The sequence below is a fragment of the Rhodococcus sp. NBC_00297 genome (assembly GCF_036173065.1).
Taxonomy (GTDB): domain Bacteria; phylum Actinomycetota; class Actinomycetes; order Mycobacteriales; family Mycobacteriaceae; genus Rhodococcoides.
Map to the genome: position 1 here is coordinate 4,216,025 of NZ_CP108041.1, position 20,335 is coordinate 4,236,359.

Genomic DNA, 20,335 nt, shown 5'->3' on the forward strand with positions numbered 1-20,335 from the left:
TCAGGCGGGTGGTGCAGTCGACGGTGTGACCGCCGGTGCGGACGTGGTCGGTACGGGAACGAGGCCCTCGGGGAGCACGGACTCCGGCACCACGGCACCGGGCGCGGGCGACACCGGTGTCGATCCGGACTCGGGCGTGCTCTCCGGCGTCGTCACCGGCGGGGTCGGCAGCACACTGGTCAGGTCCGTCCACCACGGCGGGATTCCGGGAACGTCCGGCAGGACGATGACCGGAAGATCGGGAGCCGGGCGGAGTGTCGGGGTGGTGGATGTCGGCGGCGCCACGGTCGTCGTCGCCGTGGCCGACGGTGACGACGAGCGAGTCGGGTAGGGACGCACCTCGGGGGTGTAGGTGTAGTCGGTCGTCGGCCACGGTTCCGCGGCCGTGGGCTCCGGCGCGTCGTCCTCCCAGCCACCGGTCAGAGCGGGCGGCGCCGCCTCGGGTGCCGACGCGCTGGTGGCCGTCTCCTCCGTGGTCGAGTTCGGGAGTTCCGAGGTGGCCACCGTGGTGACGGCCGGCTCGCTCGACGGGGTCAGGGCCTGGACGCCGTACGCGAGCACGACGGCCATGGCCGCGCACGCCGCGGCGAGCAGCCCGACCGTTCGCAGGCCCCCGGCGATCGAGGTGGGCGGCCGGGTGGACGCGGGCAGCCCCGAGTGGCCGAGGTCGCGGGCCAGCAGGGCTGCGCCCTTGGCCACGGCGGCATCGGGTTCGGGCGTCGGCACCGCGGGCACGTCGGCGGCGTGGGTGATGGTCTCGACCACGGCGGGCACGTGGGCGCCGCCGCCGACCACGGCGGCCGCCTCGGGGCGTGCGGTCGGGCCGGCCTCGTCGAGCACCTCGAGAACCAGCTCGCGCAGCGCAGCCAACGGTGCGGCGATGGCGACGACCATCTCGGAGCGAGTCACGGTGAGCGTCTCGGCTCCGGGCAGATCCACGGTGACGGACTCGTGGAAGGACAGTTGCTCCTTGGCCGTGCGCAGACGTGCCGCGACCACTGGGCGATCCGAGGTGGTGACCGCGGGCAGCCTCTCGGCGGTCAGGGCGAGGAGGTGCGCGTCGAGGACGGCTCCGCTGACCTCGTCGGTGCGCCGGACCGCGCGCACGGTGCCGTCGACCTGATCGATCACCGTCGTGGTGGTGCCCGAGGCGCCGACGTCGACGAGCAGGACGTGGCCGTACCGCGCCACCTCGCCGGTGTGCCGGAGCCAGCACAGCAGAGCGTCGGTGTCGGTCACCAGATGGTCGTCCGTCACGTGATGACGACGGGTCGCCGACAGAATGGACCGCGACCCGAGACCGCCGCGATGCGCCACGGCGATACGTCCGCCCGACGTGGCGGGGCGGGTGTCGTCGTCGACGAGGTGGTGGGACGCGAGATCGAGCGAGGTGGCGACCAGGTCACCGACGTCGGAGCGGGCGCCCTCGGCGGTCACGGTGCGGTAGTCGAAGGTCTCGGTGCCGTCGGGAGCGGTGGTGAGGACGGCGCAGCACACCACCTCGGATCCTGCCGAGACCCCGATGGTGGGTTCGGGGACCACACTCTCCTGCTGTGTGTCCGACACGTGCATGCACCTCCTCGGGCGGTCGTTCCTACTCTGCCGTTATACGAATGTTACCGAACTCCGCCGGAAATAGTGCACATCCCGCGCTGGTTCCGGCCGCGGAGGGACACCGAACCCCTTCCTGACCAGTGCAATGACGAGACGTCACGAAAGTGAGAAAGGGGCGCGTCACCGTGTCTGCGAGCGTCGAGATCGGCATCACCACCTTCGCCGAGACCTACCCGGAGGAGGGAGTCCAGGAGGTGCGCGGCCACGGTCGACGACTGCGCGAGGTGGTCGAGGAGGCCCAGCTCGCCGACGAGGTGGGACTGGACGTGTACGGCGTCGGTGAGCATCACCGCGAGGACTTCGCCGCGTCCGCGCCCGCCGTCGTGCTCGCGGCGATCGCGGCGCGGACCGAGCGCATCCGTCTGACGCATCAGCGTCGGCACGCTGCCCCACGAGACGGTGCTGCGCTCCATCGAACTTCTGGGCCGCGAGGTCGCGCCTCTGGTCCGCGAGGCGATGGCGTCCTCGACGCGACACGAGAATGTGCACTCGTGAAGGTTGAGTGCTGGCACTCGCGTGTATAGAGTGCTAGTCGACGACAGGTTCAGTGACCCGGCACCCGCGACGACGGGCCACCGCAATCGTGCGTCGTGAACCAGAGCAGTACCCAGCAGGACGAACACCAGCACAATCCGTGCCGGGGACCAGCCCCGGACCGACAATCGTGAAAGTGGAGGGCTCATCGTGGCAGGCGTGAACATCAAGCCGCTCGAGGACAAGATCCTCGTCCAGGCCGTCGAGGCCGAGACGACGACCGCCTCCGGCCTGGTCATCCCCGACACCGCCAAGGAGAAGCCCCAGGAGGGCACCGTGGTGGCCGTGGGTGAAGGCCGAGTGACCGACAAGGGAAATCGCATCCCTGTCGACGTCAAAGAGGGTGACACCGTCATCTACAGCAAGTACGGCGGCACCGAGATCAAGTACGCCGGCGAGGAGTACCTGATCCTGTCCGCACGCGACGTGCTGGCAGTCATCTCCAAGTAAGCCCCACGCCTTCCGCCCCGGTGTCCTTGTCTCGAGGACCCGGGGCGGAATGCGTCACGCCGTACTGATGAGGAGTTGGTAGGCCACATGTCCAAGCAAATCGAATTCAACGAGGTCGCACGACGCAGCCTCGAGAGGGGCGTCGACAAGCTCGCCGACGCCGTCAAGGTCACCCTCGGGCCCCGCGGCCGGCACGTGGTGCTGGCCAAGGCCTTCGGTGGTCCCACCGTCACCAACGACGGCGTGTCCATCGCCCGTGAGATCGACCTCGAGGATCCCTTCGAGAACCTCGGCGCACAGCTCGTCAAGAGCGTCGCCACCAAGACCAACGACGTCGCCGGTGACGGTACGACGACGGCGACGGTACTCGCACAGGCCCTGGTCAAGCAGGGGCTCAAGAACGTCGCCGCCGGTGCCAACCCCATCGCGCTCGGCGCCGGCATCACCAAGGCCGTCGAGCACGTGTCCGAGGCACTGCTCGCCGCCGCGGTTCCCGTGCAGGGCGAGAAGTCCATCGCGCAGGTCGCCACCGTGTCGTCCCGCGACGAGGTCATCGGCCAGATGGTCGGCGAGGCGCTCACCCGCGTCGGCGCCGACGGTGTCGTGACGGTCGAGGAGTCGAGCTCGCTCGTCTCCGAACTCGTCATCACCGAGGGCGTGCAGTTCGGCAAGGGCTACCTCTCGCCGTACTTCGTCACCGATCCGGACAGTCAGGAAGCGGTGTTCGAGGACGCGCAGATCCTGCTGTACCGCGAGAAGATCTCGTCCCTTCCCGATTTCCTGCCGCTCCTGGAGAAGATCGCGGAGTCGGGCAAACCGGTTCTCATCATCGCCGAGGACATCGAGGGCGAGGCACTGTCCACGCTCGTCGTGAACTCGATCCGCAAGACGGTCAAGGCCGTCGCGGTGAAGGCGCCGTTCTTCGGAGACCGCCGCAAGGCGTTCCTCGAGGACCTCGCCATCGTCACCGGTGCCACCGTCATCAACTCCGACATCGGCCTCAGCCTCAAGGATGCGGGCCTCGACCTGCTCGGCAGCGCACGCCGCGTCGTCGTCACCAAGGACGAGACCACCATCGTCGAGGGTGCGGGCACCGCGGAGGCCATCGCCGACCGCGTCGGACAGCTCCGTCGCGAGATCGAGGCGACCGAGTCCGACTGGGACCGCGAGAAGCTCGAGGAGCGTCTGGCGAAGCTGGCCGGCGGAGTCGCGGTCATCAAGGTCGGTGCCGCCACCGAGACCGACCTCAAGGAGCGCAAGTTCCGCGTGGAGGACGCCGTCAACGCCGCCAAGGCAGCTGTCGAGGAAGGCATCGTCTCCGGTGGAGGCGCCGCGCTCGTGCACGCCAGCCGCGGCCTGAAGGACCACCTCGGTCTGACGGGCGACGAGGCCATCGGCGTCGAGGCAGTGCGCCTCGCGCTGCGGGCCCCGATGTACTGGATCGCGAGCAACGCCGGTATCGACGGTTCCGTCGTCGTCGGCAAGCTCGTCGACGCGGACGACGGCACCGGCTTCAACGCCGCCACGCTGACGTACGGCGACCTGGTCGCCGACGGCGTCATCGACCCGGTCAAGGTCACTCGCTCGGCCGTGGTGAACGCCGCGTCCGTCGCGAAGATGATCCTCACGACCGAGTCGACCGTCGTCGACAAGCCCGAGGTCGTCGAGGACGAGGGCGGCCACGGTCACGGCCACAACCACTGACCACCCTCTCGACGAGCGAGGCCCCATCGGACACTGTCCGGTGGGGCCTCGCTCGTTCGTGGGGTCAGGAGGCCAGACGGCGACGGTTGCGCCGCGCGAAGACCTCGCGCTCGGTCTCGGACATGCCGCCCCAGATGCCGTACGGCTCGCTCACGGCGAGCGCGTGGCTCCGGCACTGGGCGAGGACGGGGCACGCGCGGCACATCTCCTTGGCCTTCATCTCGCGTTGCGCTCGCGCTCGTCCTCGTTCACCATCGGGATGGAAGAACATCGACGAGTCCTCGCCGCGGCACGATCCGTGCATCTGCCAATCCCAGATATCGGCATTGGGTCCGGGAAGGTGATTGGGCTGGGGCATTGTGTACTCCTAGGACTCTCACGCACGGTCGTGAATTCTTCTGGTGCAGTTCACGATCTGTCGCAACCGTAGAGCCGGGCGAGTTTCACCGTCAACAGTCTCGATCGTGGTGATCTGCATACTCCGAGCAGGCATTAATTAACTCGGACGACACTTTTCTCTGGTGTCGAGCCGGTAGGGGAGTCCTCGTAATGTCCCTGTCACATCGTCGACAAGACACCGACACACTGTGCCCGGAAATGTCGTGACATTTCGTGTGTAAATTCCTGGATAACGCCCGAAGACTATTCTGTTTCCCGTGCAGTCCTCGTGTCCTCCCGTGCCCGGTCCGGACTTCCTGACACGGTGGTCGGAGGCCGTCGACGCCGGGGCCCGCGGGTGGTACGCCGCCTCGCTCACCGGGGCCCGGTCGCTGCGGCGCGACGCCGATCCGGCCGTGCGGTCCCTGAGCGCGAGCCTCGAGGGGTCGCTGCTGCGCCAACTCGGCCGCCACACCGACGCCGCGGTGCGTGACGGCGCGGCGCTCGTCGACAGCGGCTTCTCCCGTGGGACAGGTCCGCGCCGGGCGATCGACGTCGACGCCGCCGTGGACGCCCTCGTCGGTCTCGCCGCCGATGCCATCGGTCCCCGCCGCCTCGCGCGGGCCGACGTCCTCCTCGCCCGGGCGGAGTCGGTGCTCGCCACCCGGCCGGGGCACCAGCGAGTGTCACTCCGCGTGCTGTGGGTCCGGGCGGAGGTGGCGATGGCGTCGGGTGACGCGCGGCGCGCCCTCGACGCGGCGGAGGCATCCGTTCGGGCGGCACGGGAGTTCCGGTCGCCGCGGCACCTCGTCAAGTCCCGTGTGGTGCACGCCGCGGCCCTGCTGGTGGGGGGTGATGACGCGGGCGCCGCGACGGCAGCGCGCGCGGTGCGCGACGACGCCGTCGCCGCCGACCTGCTCCCGCTCGCGTGGGCCTCCGCCTGCCTGTCCGAAGCGTGCGGTGACCGCGACGCCGGCGCTGTCCGACGAGGGTTCGAGGTTGCGATCCGGTCACGCGGTGGGCAATTCTCGTGACCGAACCGTACGGTTCGGTCGAGCCGCGTCGGGCGGCGACTATCCTTGAGAGGTTCCGCACCGGGCCGTCGGGGACCGGGAGGAAGCGCGCTCGATTCCGGAGCGGGCCCGATGTGAGGTGGGAAACACTCTGACGATGATTGCCACGGGTGAGGGGCTGGACTCGGCCGTCGCCGCAGCTGCTCGCGGCGACCGAAGGGCTCTCTCCGTCGTCCTCGAAACCATCAGGCCGATCGTGGTCCGGTACTGCCGCGCGCGCGTCGGTGCAGGTGAGAGGGGTCAGTTGTCGGCTGACGACGTCGCCCAGGAGGTGTGCCTCGCGGTCATGACAGCGCTGCCGCGCTACGAGGACCAGGGCCGCCCCTTCATGGCGTTCGTGTACGGGATCGCATCGCACAAGGTCGCGGACGCCCATCGCAGCTCGTCGCGTAACAAATCCGAACCGATGGCCGATGTACCGGATGTCATGTCCATCGAGGACGGCCCCGAGCAACGGGCGCTGGATTCGGAGGCAGGACGCCGCATGAACGAACTGCTGTCGACGCTGTCGGAGAAACACCGCGAGATCCTGGTGCTCCGGTTGGTGGTCGGGTTGTCGGCAGAGGAGACGGCCGCCGCCGTGGGTAGTACCGCAGGCGCCGTTCGTGTGGCGCAGCACCGGGCAATAGCGAAGCTGAAGAACGAAGTAGTGGGAGCAGGTGACAAGTATGGCTAGGGACTCGTGGCGCGGCAGCGCTGGAGATTCTCGGCACGGCGCCTCCGGACACGGAGCCACCGGCCGCCCCGACGCCTCCGGCGCAGGTGGCGTCGATCCCCGAGCCGTCGACGACCTCGAGTCGTCCGGCCCCGTCGACATCATGGCCGTGCGCCGTGACGACGCGCTCATCGATGCGATCGCGAGCAACGGTCCCGTCGCGACCGTCGACTCCGACGAGTATCGCCTGGCCAGTCTGCTGGCCGAATGGCGTTCCGACATCCTCGCCGACCCGCTCCCCGAGGGTCCCGATCTCGATCAGGTCGCCGCGGCGATCGATCTCGCGCTGGCCGAGGACGCGCTGCACCGTCAGCGCACGCGGAGCCGGATGCGTTTCCTGCGCCCCGTCGCCGGTGCCGCGGCCGCCGTCGCGTTCCTTGCGGGTGGTGTCACGGCGTTCTCGTACAGCGCGATGCCGGGCGATCCCCTGTGGAAGGTGAAGGAGGTCGTCTTCACCCAGCAGGCCGATTCGACGGTCGCGCAGGTCGACACCACGTCGGCGCTGCAGGAGGTCGAGGATCTGCTCGCTCGTGGTGACGCGGAGACGGCCAAGACTCGTCTGGCCGAGGCCGCACAGCGCACGGAGAGCATCCGCGACGAGGACGAGCGCGCCCAGCTGCAGATGTGGTGGACGCGCCTGTCGGACGAGTTGGCGAAGCTGACCGCACCGGCTGCCGTTCCGCCGCCGCCGGTGCCGACGACCACGTCGGTCACCACGGTGCCGACCGTGCCGCAGGACATCATCCCGGAGATCCCCGTCGATCCGAGTCTGCAGCTCCCGGAGGTCCCGTTCCCGACGGAGATCCCGCAGCTGCCGACGGACATCCAACTGCCGGGGATTCCGCTGCCGACGGACCTGCCGTTCTTCCCGCAGGCGCCCACCACCACGGTCACCGTCCCGCCGGAGATCCTGCGGGCACCGATGCCCGTGCCGTCGACGACGGCGGCGGTCACCCCGGACACGTCCGTGGTGCCCAACTGACCTCGAGTCACCGACCACGTGCACGACGAAGGCCCGCAGACACTGTCTGCGGGCCTTCGTCGTGAAGTGGTGTCGCGCGCCGACGCCCTAGGAGTCGTACCCGTCGCCCTGCAGCGCATCGTTCATGGACGCGTCCGCGTATCCGCGGCAGTAGTCCCACGTGACGTACGCGTCGGGAATCGGGTCGTACGCGGGCTCGTGGGGACGCACCGTGCCGTCGACGAGAAGCTGCAGCAGGTTCGCGCGCAGCATGTCCCAGTCGTGGTAGTGGTCCTGCTGGCAGTCCTCGCAGCACACGACGAGGCCTCGCACGCCGCGGTGGGCGAGCAGTGCCTCGTAGACGGCGAGATCCGCGAGATCCTCCTCGACCGCCAGGCGTTCCTGGGGATCGAGGGGCTGTCCGGGCTCGATGGCGTCGAGGGCGGCCGAGGGGTCGGCTGGATCGCCGGCGAAGGGATCCGGCGGCAGACCTGGAGGCAGTTGATCGCGCACACGTCCACGGTACGCAGCAAGTGCCGGTCTGCGCCAGCGCTACACGGCTCCGCGGGGGTCCGGCGGCCTCCGGCGCACGGGGTGACCTGCGCCGGGCGGGGGACCGATACGATGTACCGCGAGCGGACGAGGGAAGTCCCCGGCTCGCACATCGATCGACCGCAGCTCAGGAGGGCCCGATCCGTATGAGTACCCCCGACAGGCCCGTGACCGCCGCAGAGGACTCGACCGCCCGCGTCGAGGCGACCCGTGTCCGCACCGGTGGCGACGACCCGAACAAGGTTGCCATGCTGGGCCTCACCTTCGACGACGTTCTCCTCATACCCGCCGCATCGGATCTCATTCCGAGCAAGGTGGACACGTCCAGCCAGCTCACCCGCGAGATCCGGCTGCGCGTCCCCCTGGTGTCCAGCGCCATGGACACCGTCACCGAGGCACGCATGGCCATCGCCATGGCTCGCGCCGGCGGTATGGGCGTCCTGCACCGCAACCTGTCCGCGGCCGATCAGGCGGCGCAGGTCGAGGTGGTCAAGCGGTCCGAGGCCGGCATGGTCACGGATCCGGTGACGTGCTCGCCGTCGGACACGCTCGCCGAGGTCGACGCGCTGTGCGCCAAGTTCCGCATCTCCGGCCTGCCCGTCACCGACGAGCGCGGCGAACTGGTCGGCATCATCACCAACCGCGACATGCGGTTCGAGGTCGACCAGAACCGCACCGTCGCGGAGGTCATGACCAAGGCTCCGCTGGTCACCGCGCGCGAGGGTGTCACGGCCGACGCCGCGCTGGGCCTGCTGCGTCGTCACAAGATCGAGAAGCTGCCCATCGTCGACGGACACGGCCGGCTCACCGGTCTGATCACCGTCAAGGACTTCGTCAAGACCGAGCAGCACCCCTACGCCACCAAGGACCGCGACGGTCGCCTGCTGGTCGGTGCCGCCGTCGGCGTCGGCGACGACTCCTGGTCCCGCGCGATGCTTCTCGCGGAGGCAGGGTGCGACGTGCTCGTCGTCGACACGGCGCACGGGCACAACTCCCAGGTCCTCGAGATGGTCAGCAAGATCAAGGCCGAGGTGGGCGAGCGTGTCCAGGTCGTCGGCGGCAACATCGCCACCCGCTCGGGAGCGCGCGCCCTGGTCGAGGCGGGTGCGGACGCCGTGAAGGTGGGCGTGGGTCCCGGTTCCATCTGCACCACCCGCGTCGTCGCCGGCGTCGGTGCCCCGCAGATCACGGCCATCCTCGAGGCGGTCGCGGTGTGCAAGGCCGCCGGTGTGCCCGTCATCGCCGACGGCGGACTGCAGTTCTCGGGTGACATCGCCAAGGCTCTCGCCGCCGGCGCCTCCACGGCGATGCTCGGATCCCTGCTCGCCGGCACCGCGGAGTCGCCCGGTGAGCTGATCCTGGTGGGCGGCAAGCAGTTCAAGAGCTACCGCGGCATGGGTTCGCTGGGCGCCATGCAGGGACGCGGCGCGACGAAGTCCTTCTCCAAGGACCGCTACTTCCAGGACGACGTGCTGGCCGAGGACAAGCTGGTGCCCGAGGGCATCGAGGGGCGCGTGCCGTTCCGAGGCCCGCTGTCCCAGGTCATCCATCAGCTCACGGGCGGACTGCGGGCCGCAATGGGCTACACGGGGTCGAACTCGGTGGAGGAGCTGCAGGAGGCGCAGTTCGTGCAGATCACCTCTGCCGGACTCAAGGAGAGCCACCCGCACGACATCACGATGACCGTCGAGGCACCGAACTACACTGCCCGCTGACTCGATTCCGGCCGGAGTCGAGCGCCTCCCGACCCACGAGGTCCGGGAGGCTTACGAGAGAGGACGCGCGTGCGCGACCTGGTGGAAATTGGCATGGGCCGCACGGCTCGACGGACGTACGAGCTCGAGGACGTGGACATCGTCCCGTCCCGGCGTACCCGGTCGTCGAAGGAGGTGTCGACGGCGTGGCAACTGGACGCCTATCGCTTCGACATCCCGATCGTCGCCCACCCGACCGACGCGTTGGTGTCTCCGTCGTTCGCGATCGAGCTGGGCAAGCGCGGTGGCCTCGGCGTCATCAACGGTGAGGGCCTGTGGAGCCGCCACGCCGACGTGGAGTCGGTGATCGATCAGCTCGTCGAGCTCGCGGAATCGGACGTCGACGCGGACGCGCCGGTGAAGATGCTGCAGAAGCTCCACGCCGCACCCCTGCAGCCGGACCTGCTGGCCGCCGCCGTCGCGCAGGTGCGGGAGGCCGGTGTCACGGTCGCCGTGCGCGTCAGTCCCCAGAACGCACGGTCGCTGACTCCGGCACTGGTGGCCGCGGGCATCGACCTGTTGGTCGTGCAGGGCACGATCATCTCTGCGGAGCACGTGGGGCACCCGAGCGAGGAACCGCTCAACATGAAGACGTTCATCGCCGAGCTCGACGTTCCCGTCGTGGCCGGCGGCGTGAGCGACCACCGCACCGCCCTGCACCTGATGCGGACCGGCGCCGCGGGTGTCATCGTCGGGTACGGATCCACCGAGGGTGCCACCACCACGGGCGAGGTCCTCGGTATCGGTGTCCCGATGGCCACCGCGATCGCCGACGCCGCCGCCGCCCGTCGTGACTACCTGGACGAGACCGGCGGCCGGTACGTGCACGTGCTCGCCGACGGCGGGATCTCGACATCGGGTCATCTCGCGAAGGCCATCGCCTGCGGTGCGGACGCCGCCGTGCTCGGCGCACCGCTCGCCCTGGCCGACGAGGCTCCCGGCCGCGGCTGGTACTGGCCGTCGGCAGCGGCGCACCCGTCGATGCCGCGCGGTGCGTTCCTGCCCGTGTTGTTCGGCGAGGACCGTCCGTCGCTGGACCGCGTCCTGTCCGGTCCGTCGACGGACCCGTTCGGTTCGCTGGACCTGGTCGGCGGCCTGCGACGGTCGATGGCCAAGTCGGGCTACTCCGATCTCAAGGAGTTCCAGAAGGTGGGCCTCAACATCCGCGGATAGTCGCGACCAGTTCCTGTCACCCGGATTCACACGTACGGTATCGTGGTGCCGATCACGTCCGGGTCTATCAGGAGGTCTCGATGAGCGACGCAACCACGACGAGCGCCACCCCGCACTACGACGTCCTCGTCGTGGGGTCCGGCTTCGGTGGCAGTGTCACGGCGCTGCGGCTCGTCGAGAAGGGGTACTCGGTCGGCGTTCTCGAGGCCGGGCGTCGGTTCGAGGACGACGACTTCGCGGCGACCAGCTGGGACCTGAAGAAGTTCCTCTGGGCGCCGAAGCTGGGCTGTTTCGGCATCCAGCGCGTCCACCTGCTGCGTGACTGCCTCATCCTCGCCGGCGCCGGTGTCGGCGGCGGGTCGCTGAACTACGCCAACACGCTCTACCAGCCGCCGCGGACGTTCTTTCAGGACCAGCAGTGGTCGCACATCACCGACTGGCACTCCGAGCTGACGCCGTTCTACGAGCAGGCGCAGAAGATGCTCGGTGTCGTGCAGAACCCGCACATGACCCCGGCGGACCACGTCATGAAGTCCGTCGCGGACGACATGGGCGTCGGCCACACCTTCATCCAGACGCCCGTCGGCGTGTTCTTCGGCGACGAGCCCGGCAAGACGGTGCCCGATCCGTACTTCGGCGGCATGGGCCCGGACCGCACCGGCTGCATCGAGTGCGGCGAGTGCATGACGGGCTGCCGCCACAACGCCAAGAACACGCTGCTCAAGAACTACCTCGGCCTCGCGGAGAAGGCCGGCGCGGACATCGTGCCGATGACCACCGTCACCGACCTGACACCGCGACCGGACGGTTCGTGGGTCGTGTCCACCGAGCGGACCGGCGCGCGCTTGCGCAAGGGCCGTGCCACATACACCGCGGGGCACGTCGTCCTCGCCGCCGGCACGTGGGGCACCCAGCAGCTCATGCACAAGTTCCGCGACACGGGTTCACTGCCGAACCTCTCGCCCACGGTCGGGCGCCTGACGCGCACCAACTCGGAGTCCATCGTCGGCGCGGGCAAGCTGACCTACGACCCGTCGATCGACCTCACCCGCGGTGTCGCGATCACGTCGTCGTTCCACCCCAGTGCGGACACGCACATCGAACCGTGCCGCTACGGCAAGGGCTCCAACGCGATGGGCCTGCTGCAGACGCTCATGACGGACGGCGGCGGCCGCACCCCGCGGTGGCTCAAGTTCCTCGCCGAGGTGGTCAAGAATCCCGTCCGGTTCCTGCGCATGATGAACACGCGGCACTGGAGCGAGCGCACCATCATCGCGCTGGTGATGCAGAACCTCGACAACTCCATCACCACCTTCACCAAGCGTGGTCCGTTCGGGCGTCGCCACGTCAGCAGCCGGCAGGGACACGGCGAGCCGAACCCCACGTGGATCCCGATGGGCAACGAGGCCACCCGGCGCATCGCGAAGAAGATCGACGGGATCGCCGGCGGGACGTGGGGAGAAGTCTTCAACATCCCGCTCACCGCCCACTTCCTCGGCGGCTGCGTCATCTCCGAGGACGTCGAGAACGGCGTCATAGACCCGTACCACCGCGTGCACAACTACCCGACGCTGAGCATCGTCGACGGCTCGTCGGTGTCCGCCAACCTGGGCGTCAATCCCTCGCTGACCATCAGCGCGCAGGCCGAGCGGGCCGCGTCGCTGTGGCCGAACAAGGGGGAGAAGGACCTTCGGCCCGCGCAGGGTCTGCCGTACGAGCGCATCGAGCCCATCGCACCCCGCAGCCCGGTGGTTCCCGCGCACGCACCGGCGGCGCTCGTGCTGCCCATCGTCGAGATCCGGACGCCGACGAGTACGCCGCCGTCCTCGACGCGGGTCGCCAGCCACGCGGGCAGCACCGGCGCGGCATGAGGGCGGACGCGCTCTCTAGACTGTGCGCGTGACCGACTCCCCGCAGCAGGATCCCGTCCCGCCCCTCGAGAACGCGAATCCGGTGCTCGTCGTCGACTTCGGCGCGCAGTACGCCCAGTTGATCGCGCGGCGCGTCCGTGAGGCACGGGTGTTCTCCGAGGTCGTGTCGCACACGATGACGGTCGACGAGATCGCGGCGAAGAAGCCCGCGGCGATCGTGCTGTCCGGTGGTCCGTCGAGCGTCTACGCCGAAGGTGCGCCGCAGCTCGATCCTGCGCTGTTCGACCTGGACGTCCCGGTCTTCGGTATCTGCTACGGGTTCCAGGCAATGGCGGGCGCGCTGGGAGGCACCGTCACCCACACGGGCACCCGCGAGTACGGGCGCACCGACATCGACGTCTCCGGCGGAACGCTGCACGACGGGCTGCCGTCGACGCAGCCCGTGTGGATGAGTCACGGCGACGCCGTCACCGAAGCTCCCGAGGGCTTCGAGGTCGTGGCGACCAGTGCCGGCGCCCCAGTCGCCGGCTTCGAGAACCGGGCACGACGCCTCGCCGGGGTGCAGTATCACCCGGAGGTCCTGCACTCCCCGCACGGTCAGCAGGTGCTGTCCCGTTTCCTGCACGACATCGCCGGCATCGCGCCGACGTGGACGGCGGCGAACATCGCGGACGCACTGGTCGAGCAGGTGCGCGAGCAGGTGGGCGACGGCCGGGCCATCTGTGGTCTCTCCGGCGGTGTCGACTCGGCGGTCGCCGCGGCGTTGGTGCAGCGCGCGATCGGTGACCGCCTGACGTGTGTGTTCGTCGATCACGGACTGCTGCGAGCGGGAGAGCGCGAGCAGGTCCAGCAGGACTTCGTCGCCGCCACCGGCGCCCGGTTGGTGACGGTGGACGCCGTGGACACCTTCCTGCGCGAGCTCGACGGCGTCTCGGATCCGGAGACCAAGCGCAAGATCATCGGCCGCGAGTTCATCCGATCGTTCGAGGGTGCGGTGAGCGCGGAACTGGGTGACAGTGCGGCGCACGGGGAGTCGATCGACTTCCTCGTCCAGGGCACGCTCTACCCGGACGTGGTCGAGTCCGGCGGCGGCAGCGGTACCGCCAACATCAAGAGCCATCACAACGTCGGCGGTCTGCCCGAGGATCTGCAGTTCTCGCTCGTGGAGCCGCTCCGGCTGCTGTTCAAGGACGAGGTCCGCGCCGTCGGCCGGGAGCTCGGCCTGCCCGAGGAGATCGTGGCGCGGCAACCGTTCCCCGGCCCGGGTCTGGCCATCCGCATCATCGGATCCGTGACGCCCGATCGCCTGGCGACGCTGCGCCACGCCGACGCCATCGCCCGCGAGGAGCTGACGATGGCGGGTCTGGACTCCCAGATCTGGCAGTGTCCCGTGGTGCTGCTCGCCGACGTCCGCAGTGTGGGTGTGCAGGGCGACGGCCGGACCTACGGTCATCCCATCGTCCTGCGTCCGGTGTCGAGCGAGGACGCGATGACCGCGGACTGGACCCGGCTGCCGTACGACGTGCTCGAACGGATCTCCACCCGGGTCACCAACGAGGTGCGCGAGGTGAACCGGGTGGTGCTCGACGTGACGAGCAAGCCGCCGGGCACCATCGAATGGGAGTGAGCCCGGCGGCGGACCGCGTGCGGTCGAACGGCGAGAGCTCTACTGCGAGCGGGACTTCCGGCGCCTGACGGGTGCCAGGACGAGGACCACGCCGACGACGATCGCGGCGATCACCAGGGTCCAGCCCGACGCGGCGCCGGCGACGATCGCGGTGGGGTCCGCGCCGACGAGCGTCGGGATCGCCAGCAGCAGTGCCGCCACACCGGCGATCAGCAGGACCGGTGAGGGTCCGCGGCGATCGGTACCGCTCGTGTCGTGTCCGGTCTCATCGGTCACGGTGCACCTCCAGATTTCCCAGCGCAGTGCTGGCCTCGATGGTCAGGGTCGGTCCTGCCGTCCCGTCGGATCCGCCGTCGACCCCGCCGGCGCCGATGCAGTTCGCGTTGCCGACGGCGCTACTGCAGTCGGTGACGACGTTCATGGTCGGTGACAGCAGGATCTCGGTGTTGCCGACGGCCTTCTCCACGGTCACGGTGCGGTCCTCGGTGAGGTCGAGCCCGCGCAGGTCGAGGACGAAGTTCCCCACACCGGACTCGTACGCGGGCGCCAGCGCGGCCATCGACGTGGGCGCGATCGTCACGTTGCCCATGTTCGGGGACTCGACACCGCGCAGGTCCTGCACGTCGACCAGGGACGACACGAGGACGAACCCGGCGAGCGGGGCCGCGAGAACGAGCAAGCCGTAGCCGCGCCGCAGGAACGCGCCGATGATCAGTCCGATGCCGACGACGGTCAGCGCCACCGCGCCGACACGGGGAGCGGTCACGACGGCGGCGCCCGTGGCGGCGCCGATGCCGATGGTCACGGCGGAGGCGATGATGGCGAGGCCGATCACCGTGGACGTCAGGTGCGACTTCCGCGTCGGTGCGGGGACCGGGAGAACGGGCCGACCCGGTTCGGGGAGGTCCCAGGCGAACGGGGCGACTCCCAGAGGATCCCAGCTCGGCGGCGGCGGAGTGGACGGTGTGTCCGGGTCGTCCTTCGACAACGAGACGGGCGCGGGGTGGGCGGCGGGTTCCGGAACGTACTGGTCGGGGAGCGTCGAGTAGGCGTTCCACTGCTGTGCGGTCGGATCGTGCGCGGAGAGGGGAGCGCCGGCGAGCTCGGCCGGTGTCGGCGCGTTCGGAGTCCGACGGAACAGCAGGTACAGGGCCCCCAGCATGGCGATGGTGGACACCAGCCCCGATCCCATTCCGAGTGGTCCGACCGTGAGGACCGAGATGACGAGAGCGACGGACAGCACCACGGCCGTCGTGTGGGAGTCCGATGTGCGGCCGCGGCCGAGCAGCGACTCCGCCGGCGACACGACGTCGCCGCGGCGCGGAAGCACCAGCCAGGCAGCGAGATACAGGACCAGGCCGGATCCACCGAACAGGGTGGAGACGACGAACGCGACACGGACGAGAACGGGGTCGACGCGGTAGCGGTGGCCGATTCCGGCGGCGACACCGGCACCGGGGCCCTGATCGGGCAGGCGCACGGGTCGGGTTCGCCAGATCTCGGACAGCTGGGCGGACGCGGTGGCGTGGGTCATGGATACATCCTGGGCTGCCGAGGCGCCCCGGCGCATCGGGGCGAACCCTGATTTCGCCGGTGTCCACGCGTCGCGCGACTCGACCGAGATGGGGGAGAACCCCGATACCGCGGAGCCGTGAGCCGTGCCAGTATCGAGGCGTGTCCACCCTGCCCGCACAGCCTCCGCACACGCGGGAGCCCCCCGGCCGTCCGCCGTTGCCGACGCCGGCGCTCCGTCGCCGTGCCGCCGGCCGTGTCGTCGGCGGTGTCGCGGGTGGTGTCGCCGATCACCTGGACGTCGACGTGTTCCGGGTGCGGGTCGTCTTCGCGGTGCTGTGCGCGGCGGCCGGCGCCGGTGCCGTCGCCTACGGACTGCTGTGGATCTTCACCTCCGCGGGTACCGACGTCCGCAGGCCGGACCGCTCGGAGAAGCGTCGCGCGTACGGGCTGATCGCCCTCGGGATCGGCGGCGCCGTCGCGCTGGGGTCGGGGCTGACGGGCAGCTCGTCCACGATCATCGCCCCTGTCGTCGTCGTCGCGCTCGGCGCCGCGCTGGTGTGGCGGGAGTTCGACGCGGCCGGGACCCGGACGGCGGACACCCGGCCTCGGCACGCACGCACGTCGGTACTCGGGTGGGCGCGCATCGTCGCCGGGGTCACGCTCGTGATCATCGGGCTCTGTGTCGTGCTCGTCGCCCGCGTGGACGTGCGGGCGCTGCAGTCGTCCCTGCTCGCCGTCGTCGTGACGCTGGTCGGGGCGGTACTGCTCACCGTCCCGCTCTGGATGCGGTTGTGGCGCGCCCTCGGTGACGAGCGCGCGGCACGCATCCGGAACGACGAACGCGAGGAGATCGCGTCGCACCTGCACGACTCCGTGCTGCAGACCCTCGCCCTGATCCAGAAGCAGTCCACCGACTCCGCCGAGGTGATGCGCCTCGCGCGCAGCCAGGAACGAGAGCTGCGCAAGTGGCTGTTCGGGGGAGACCGGGACGACCACGCGTCTCTCGTCCGCGCGTTGGCCACCATCGCCGGTGAGGTCGAGGACCACTACGGTGTGACCGTGGATCCCGTGACCGTGGGCGACGTGGCCCTGGACGAGCCGGTCGAGAGTTCGGGGTTGAGCCGTGAGGTCGCCACTGCTCTGCTCGGAGCCACGCGCGAGGCACTCGTCAACGCCGCCAAGCACTCCGGGGTGACCTCCGTCGACCTGTACGCCGAGGCGGGCTGCGACACCGTCGAGGTCTTCGTCCGCGACCGCGGGTGCGGATTCGATCCGGACAGCGTGCCGCAGGATCGCCAGGGCCTGGCGCGCAGTGTGCGGGCACGCATCGAACGCCGCGGCGGCTCGGTGCGGGTGCGGTCCGCACTCGGTCAGGGTTCCGAGATCCACATCTGTGTGCCGCGGGTGCGCGGCACGGGTACCACCGGGCACGCGGACTCCGTGCCCGACACCGCGAGAGAGGAACGGTCCGCGTGACCCTGCGAGTCTTCCTGGTCGACGATCACGGAGTGTTCCGGTCGGGGGTGCGCGCGGAACTGGGGCGCGAGACCGACATCGAGGTGGTCGGTGAGGCCGGGGGCGTCGCGGACGCGGTCCGCGGTATCGACGAGATCCGTCCCGACGTCGTCCTGCTCGACGTGCACATGCCCGACGGCGGTGGGGTCGCCGTTCTGCAGTCCATCGCGGAGGGCCCGGTGTGCCTGGCGCTCAGCGTGTCCGACGCCGCCGAGGACGTCATCGCCGTGATCCGCGCCGGTGCTCGGGGTTACGTCACCAAGACCATCTCGGGGTCCGATCTCGCCGACGCGGTGCGCCGCGTCGCGGGCGGTGACGCCGTGTTCGGACCGCGGTTGGCGGGGTTCGTCCTCGACTCGTTCACCGGTCGCTCCGCGGCACCGGAACCGCCGCTCGATCCGGAGCTCGACTCCCTGACGCCGCGCGAGATGGAGGTGCTGCGTCTGCTCGCCCGTGGCTACACCTACCGCGAGATCGCCGAGACGCTCTTCATCTCGATCAAGACCGTCGAGACCCATGCCTCGAACGTGTTGCGGAAGACGCAGCAGTCCAACAGGAACGCCCTCACCCGCTGGGCACACCGACGGCGCATCGAATGAGGGCCCGTGCGGTCGCGGCCGTCGTCGTCGGCCTCGGTGGGCTCGCCGCGGGTCTGGTGGCCGTCGTCTCGTCGATGCTCGAGACCCGCAGCATGGTGGTCGTGGGTCCCGCTTCCGCGGCGCCGATCCTGTTGTGCGTGACCGTCGTCGGAGTCCTGGTGTGCCTGCTCGCGCGGCGGTGGTGGATCGCCGCGGCGTCGGCCGTTCTCCTGGGGTCGGCCGCAGTGGTCGTGGTGCCGTTGTACGTACCGGGCGCCGCGGGAGTCGCCGATGCCGCCCCCGGTGAGCCGCTGCGCGTGATGCAGGCGAACGTCAAACTGGGAGAGGCGGATCCACAGGCACTGGTGGCGTCGGTGCGGGAGCGCCGCATCGACGTCCTGACCGTGCAGGAGCTCACCGAGGAGTCGGTGGGGGCGTTCGACGCGGCCGGGCTCTCCGCCGCGTTGCCCTACCGGTTCGTGGCGCCGTATCAGGGCGGCGCGGGCGCCGCGATCTACAGCCGGTTCCCGCTGTCGAACGGCCGGGAACTGCCCGGTTACCTGCTCGCGAGCGTGACGGCAGATCTCGATGTCGGTGCGGCGCAGCCGCTCCGGGTCTACGCGGTGCATCCGGTGCCGCCCTGGCCGACACCCACCCCGGTGTGGGCGTCGGAGCTCGACATGCTCGGTGACGAGTTGGCGCAGGCGTCGCCGGGAGCGGTGATCGTCGGCGGTGACTTCAATTCCACGCACGCGCACAAGCGGTTCCGCGATCTGCTCACCGGTGGCTACGTGGACGCCGCGGACGCTGTCGGTGCCGGGCTGATCCCGACCTACCCGATGGACACGTGGTACCCACCGGTGGTCGGGATCGACCACGTCGTGGTGCGGGACGCGCAGGTGCGCTCGCTCGAGCCGGTCGACATCGTGGGATCGGATCACCGGGGGCTCGTCGCGACCGTCGACGTCCCCTGACCCACCTCGATCTCTCGCCGGGGTCGGGAGCGGGTCAGAGCACCAGGAGCAGGACGATGAGCAGGAGCAGCACCGCGCCACCGATCGCGAGGTAGAGCGGTAGACCGGCGGGGGCGGTGAAGGACTTGGGTTCCTTCGTCTCGAACGCGGGCGGCGAGTACGTCGGGCGCGGAGCCGGCCCGGGTGCCGGCGTGGTGGACGCCGCCGTCGGACGCGGAACCCGATCCAGAGGGGTGGCGGTGTCGGCTGCCGGGAGCCCCGTCATGGTGCGGCCGTGGATGCGTTCGCCTCGCCGGGAGGTGCCCGGGACTCGGGAGCCGCGCAGCGCCCAGAACGGGACCTGACCGTCGGCCGCGCGCAGCGGGTGGTTGATCACCGATCCGGCGTTGCCGTTCTTGCCCACGGCGAGGGTGACGAAGCGGGTGCGGACCTCGGCCATGGTGGGGCGGCGCGCGGGGTCGGGTTCGAGCATGTGCAGCAACGTGGCCGTCATCGGTCCGCTCTTGCGCGGCGGGATGATGCGCCCCCCGGCGACGCGGTGCAGCAGGGCGATGGAGTCGGCGTCGATGCCGAAGGGTGGTTGTCCCTCGGTCGCGGTGTACAGCGTGGCGCCGAGCGAGAAGACGTCGCTGGCCTCGGTGGGGTCCGCGCCGCGCGCCACTTCGGGTGCGAAGTACGCGGGGGTGCCGGTGATGACGGCGCTGTTCTCCTCGTGCGTGTCCGTCTTGGCGCGCGAGATGCCGAAGTCGCTGATCTTGACCATGCCCAGCGCGCTGCCGCGATCGGCGACCAGGATGTTGCCCGGCTTGATGTCGCGGTGCACGATGCCGGCGGCGTGGGCGGCGGTGAGGGCGTCGGCGATCTGGGCACCGATCTGGATGACCTCGTCCGGGGGCAGCGACTCGGCGATGTTGAGGGCCATCGCGAGGCTGCGGGCGGGGAGGTACTCCATGATGAGCCAGGGCTCGCCGCTGTCGAGTGCGACGTCGTGCATGGCGATGGCGTGCGGGTTGTTCAGCTGGGCCGCCATCCGCCCCTCGCGCATGGCGCGTTCGCGGATCTCGCGGGCGGCCTCGGGGGTGAGGTCCACGGTCGAGGTGGCCTGTTTGACGGCCACCTTGCGGCTGAGCAACGTGTCGCTCGCGAGCCACACCGCGCCCATTCCGCCGCCGCCGAGCTTGGAGTCGAGTCGGTAGCGACCGGCGAGGAGGTAGTCGGGTCCGATGACCGGTCGCGTGCGCCCCGAGCCGGCCACCGCTCCGCTGGGCTGCTGGTGATCAGTCACGGTGTTCGAGGTTATCGGACGAGCCGATCGAGTGCCGGGCAGGGCTGTCACCAGGACGTTTC

18 protein-coding genes and 1 pseudogene are annotated in these 20,335 nt (G+C 70.0%); 13 read left to right on the plus strand and 6 right to left on the minus strand.

Translation table 11 applies throughout. The features are described 5' to 3' along the window. On the minus strand, positions 1-1,566 hold the full coding sequence (locus OG947_RS19945; protein ID WP_328812697.1) for an Hsp70 family protein: 1,566 nt from the start codon (positions 1,564-1,566) through the stop codon (positions 1-3). Positions 1,567-1,808: 242 nt separating this feature from the next. Here OG947_RS19945 and OG947_RS19950 point away from each other — a divergent pair. From OG947_RS19950 to groL, 3 genes and pseudogenes are all read left to right on the plus strand, one after another. Beyond that, positions 1,809-1,982: pseudogene (locus tag OG947_RS19950) on the plus strand (LLM class flavin-dependent oxidoreductase); the annotation flags it as partial. Between the two features lie 316 nt (positions 1,983-2,298). Then, positions 2,299-2,598, plus strand: coding sequence for a co-chaperone GroES (gene groES / locus OG947_RS19955; protein ID WP_027503792.1), 300 nt, complete (start codon positions 2,299-2,301; stop codon positions 2,596-2,598). Positions 2,599-2,685: 87 nt separating this feature from the next. Then, complete coding sequence (gene groL / locus OG947_RS19960; protein WP_027503791.1) at positions 2,686-4,302, plus strand: chaperonin GroEL; 1,617 nt, start codon at positions 2,686-2,688, stop codon at positions 4,300-4,302. A 64-nt stretch (positions 4,303-4,366) separates the two neighbouring features. On the opposite strand, the gene OG947_RS19965 is transcribed toward groL, so the two are convergent. Next, on the minus strand, positions 4,367-4,660 hold the full coding sequence (locus OG947_RS19965) for a WhiB family transcriptional regulator (RefSeq protein ID WP_037183820.1): 294 nt from the start codon (positions 4,658-4,660) through the stop codon (positions 4,367-4,369). A gap of 298 nt (positions 4,661-4,958) precedes the next feature. On the opposite strand from OG947_RS19965, the gene OG947_RS19970 reads away from it, so the two are divergent. The 3 genes from OG947_RS19970 to OG947_RS19980 all read left to right on the plus strand — a co-directional run bounded on the left by OG947_RS19970 (position 4,959) and on the right by OG947_RS19980 (position 7,450). Then, positions 4,959-5,714, plus strand: a complete 756-nt coding sequence (locus OG947_RS19970; RefSeq protein ID WP_328812698.1) for a hypothetical protein — start codon at positions 4,959-4,961, stop codon at positions 5,712-5,714. Positions 5,715-5,850: 136 nt separating this feature from the next. After that, positions 5,851-6,429 carry a sigma-70 family RNA polymerase sigma factor gene (locus OG947_RS19975; RefSeq protein ID WP_027503789.1) on the plus strand — a complete coding sequence of 193 codons (579 nt, stop codon included), beginning with the start codon at positions 5,851-5,853 and terminating at the stop codon, positions 6,427-6,429. Beyond that, positions 6,422-7,450: an anti-sigma-D factor RsdA gene (locus OG947_RS19980; RefSeq protein ID WP_328812699.1), complete on the plus strand. Its 1,029-nt coding sequence runs from the start codon at positions 6,422-6,424 to the stop codon at positions 7,448-7,450. The genes OG947_RS19975 and OG947_RS19980 overlap by 8 nt, the downstream gene beginning before the upstream one ends. Positions 7,451-7,537: 87 nt before the next feature. Here OG947_RS19980 and OG947_RS19985 read toward each other — a convergent pair whose 3' ends face one another. Further along, a complete protein-coding gene (locus OG947_RS19985; RefSeq protein WP_027503788.1) occupies positions 7,538-7,942 on the minus strand; it encodes a DUF5319 domain-containing protein in 405 nt (134 codons plus the stop codon). Positions 7,943-8,229: 287 nt separating this feature from the next. On the opposite strand from OG947_RS19985, the gene guaB reads away from it, so the two are divergent. From guaB to guaA, 4 genes are all read left to right on the plus strand, one after another. Beyond that, positions 8,230-9,696 (plus strand): IMP dehydrogenase, encoded by a 1,467-nt coding sequence (guaB, locus tag OG947_RS19990; RefSeq protein ID WP_027503787.1) that lies wholly within the window; start codon positions 8,230-8,232, stop codon positions 9,694-9,696. A gap of 69 nt (positions 9,697-9,765) precedes the next feature. Next, positions 9,766-10,908 carry a GuaB3 family IMP dehydrogenase-related protein gene (locus tag OG947_RS19995; protein ID WP_328812700.1) on the plus strand — a complete coding sequence of 381 codons (1,143 nt, stop codon included), beginning with the start codon at positions 9,766-9,768 and terminating at the stop codon, positions 10,906-10,908. Between the two features lie 80 nt (positions 10,909-10,988). Continuing rightward, positions 10,989-12,779 (plus strand): FAD-dependent oxidoreductase, encoded by a 1,791-nt coding sequence (locus OG947_RS20000; protein ID WP_051612917.1) that lies wholly within the window; start codon positions 10,989-10,991, stop codon positions 12,777-12,779. Positions 12,780-12,807: 28 nt separating this feature from the next. Beyond that, positions 12,808-14,406 (plus strand): glutamine-hydrolyzing GMP synthase, encoded by a 1,599-nt coding sequence (gene guaA / locus OG947_RS20005; protein ID WP_056442621.1) that lies wholly within the window; start codon positions 12,808-12,810, stop codon positions 14,404-14,406. Between the two features lie 39 nt (positions 14,407-14,445). Here guaA and OG947_RS20010 read toward each other — a convergent pair whose 3' ends face one another. Continuing rightward, entirely contained in the window at positions 14,446-14,682 is a 237-nt protein-coding gene (locus OG947_RS20010) for a hypothetical protein (RefSeq protein ID WP_056442488.1), read from the minus strand. Continuing rightward, positions 14,672-15,940 carry a PspC domain-containing protein gene (locus OG947_RS20015; protein WP_328812701.1) on the minus strand — a complete coding sequence of 423 codons (1,269 nt, stop codon included), beginning with the start codon at positions 15,938-15,940 and terminating at the stop codon, positions 14,672-14,674. The genes OG947_RS20010 and OG947_RS20015 overlap by 11 nt, the downstream gene beginning before the upstream one ends. 140 nt (positions 15,941-16,080) lie before the next feature. Here OG947_RS20015 and OG947_RS20020 point away from each other — a divergent pair, with 140 nt between their 5' ends. From OG947_RS20020 to OG947_RS20030, 3 genes are read left to right on the plus strand one after another with little or no spacing between them, the layout of a single operon-like run. Then, positions 16,081-17,397 (plus strand): sensor histidine kinase, encoded by a 1,317-nt coding sequence (locus tag OG947_RS20020; RefSeq protein WP_442973075.1) that lies wholly within the window; start codon positions 16,081-16,083, stop codon positions 17,395-17,397. Between the two features lie 2 nt (positions 17,398-17,399). Beyond that, on the plus strand, positions 17,400-18,035 hold the full coding sequence (locus tag OG947_RS20025; protein ID WP_037184132.1) for a response regulator: 636 nt from the start codon (positions 17,400-17,402) through the stop codon (positions 18,033-18,035). Further along, complete coding sequence (locus OG947_RS20030) at positions 18,032-18,988, plus strand: endonuclease/exonuclease/phosphatase family protein (RefSeq protein ID WP_222638122.1); 957 nt, start codon at positions 18,032-18,034, stop codon at positions 18,986-18,988. The genes OG947_RS20025 and OG947_RS20030 overlap by 4 nt, the downstream gene beginning before the upstream one ends. A gap of 34 nt (positions 18,989-19,022) precedes the next feature. Here OG947_RS20030 and OG947_RS20035 read toward each other — a convergent pair whose 3' ends face one another. Beyond that, complete coding sequence (locus OG947_RS20035) at positions 19,023-20,273, minus strand: serine/threonine-protein kinase (RefSeq protein ID WP_308115391.1); 1,251 nt, start codon at positions 20,271-20,273, stop codon at positions 19,023-19,025. Positions 20,274-20,335: the final 62 nt, after the last annotated feature.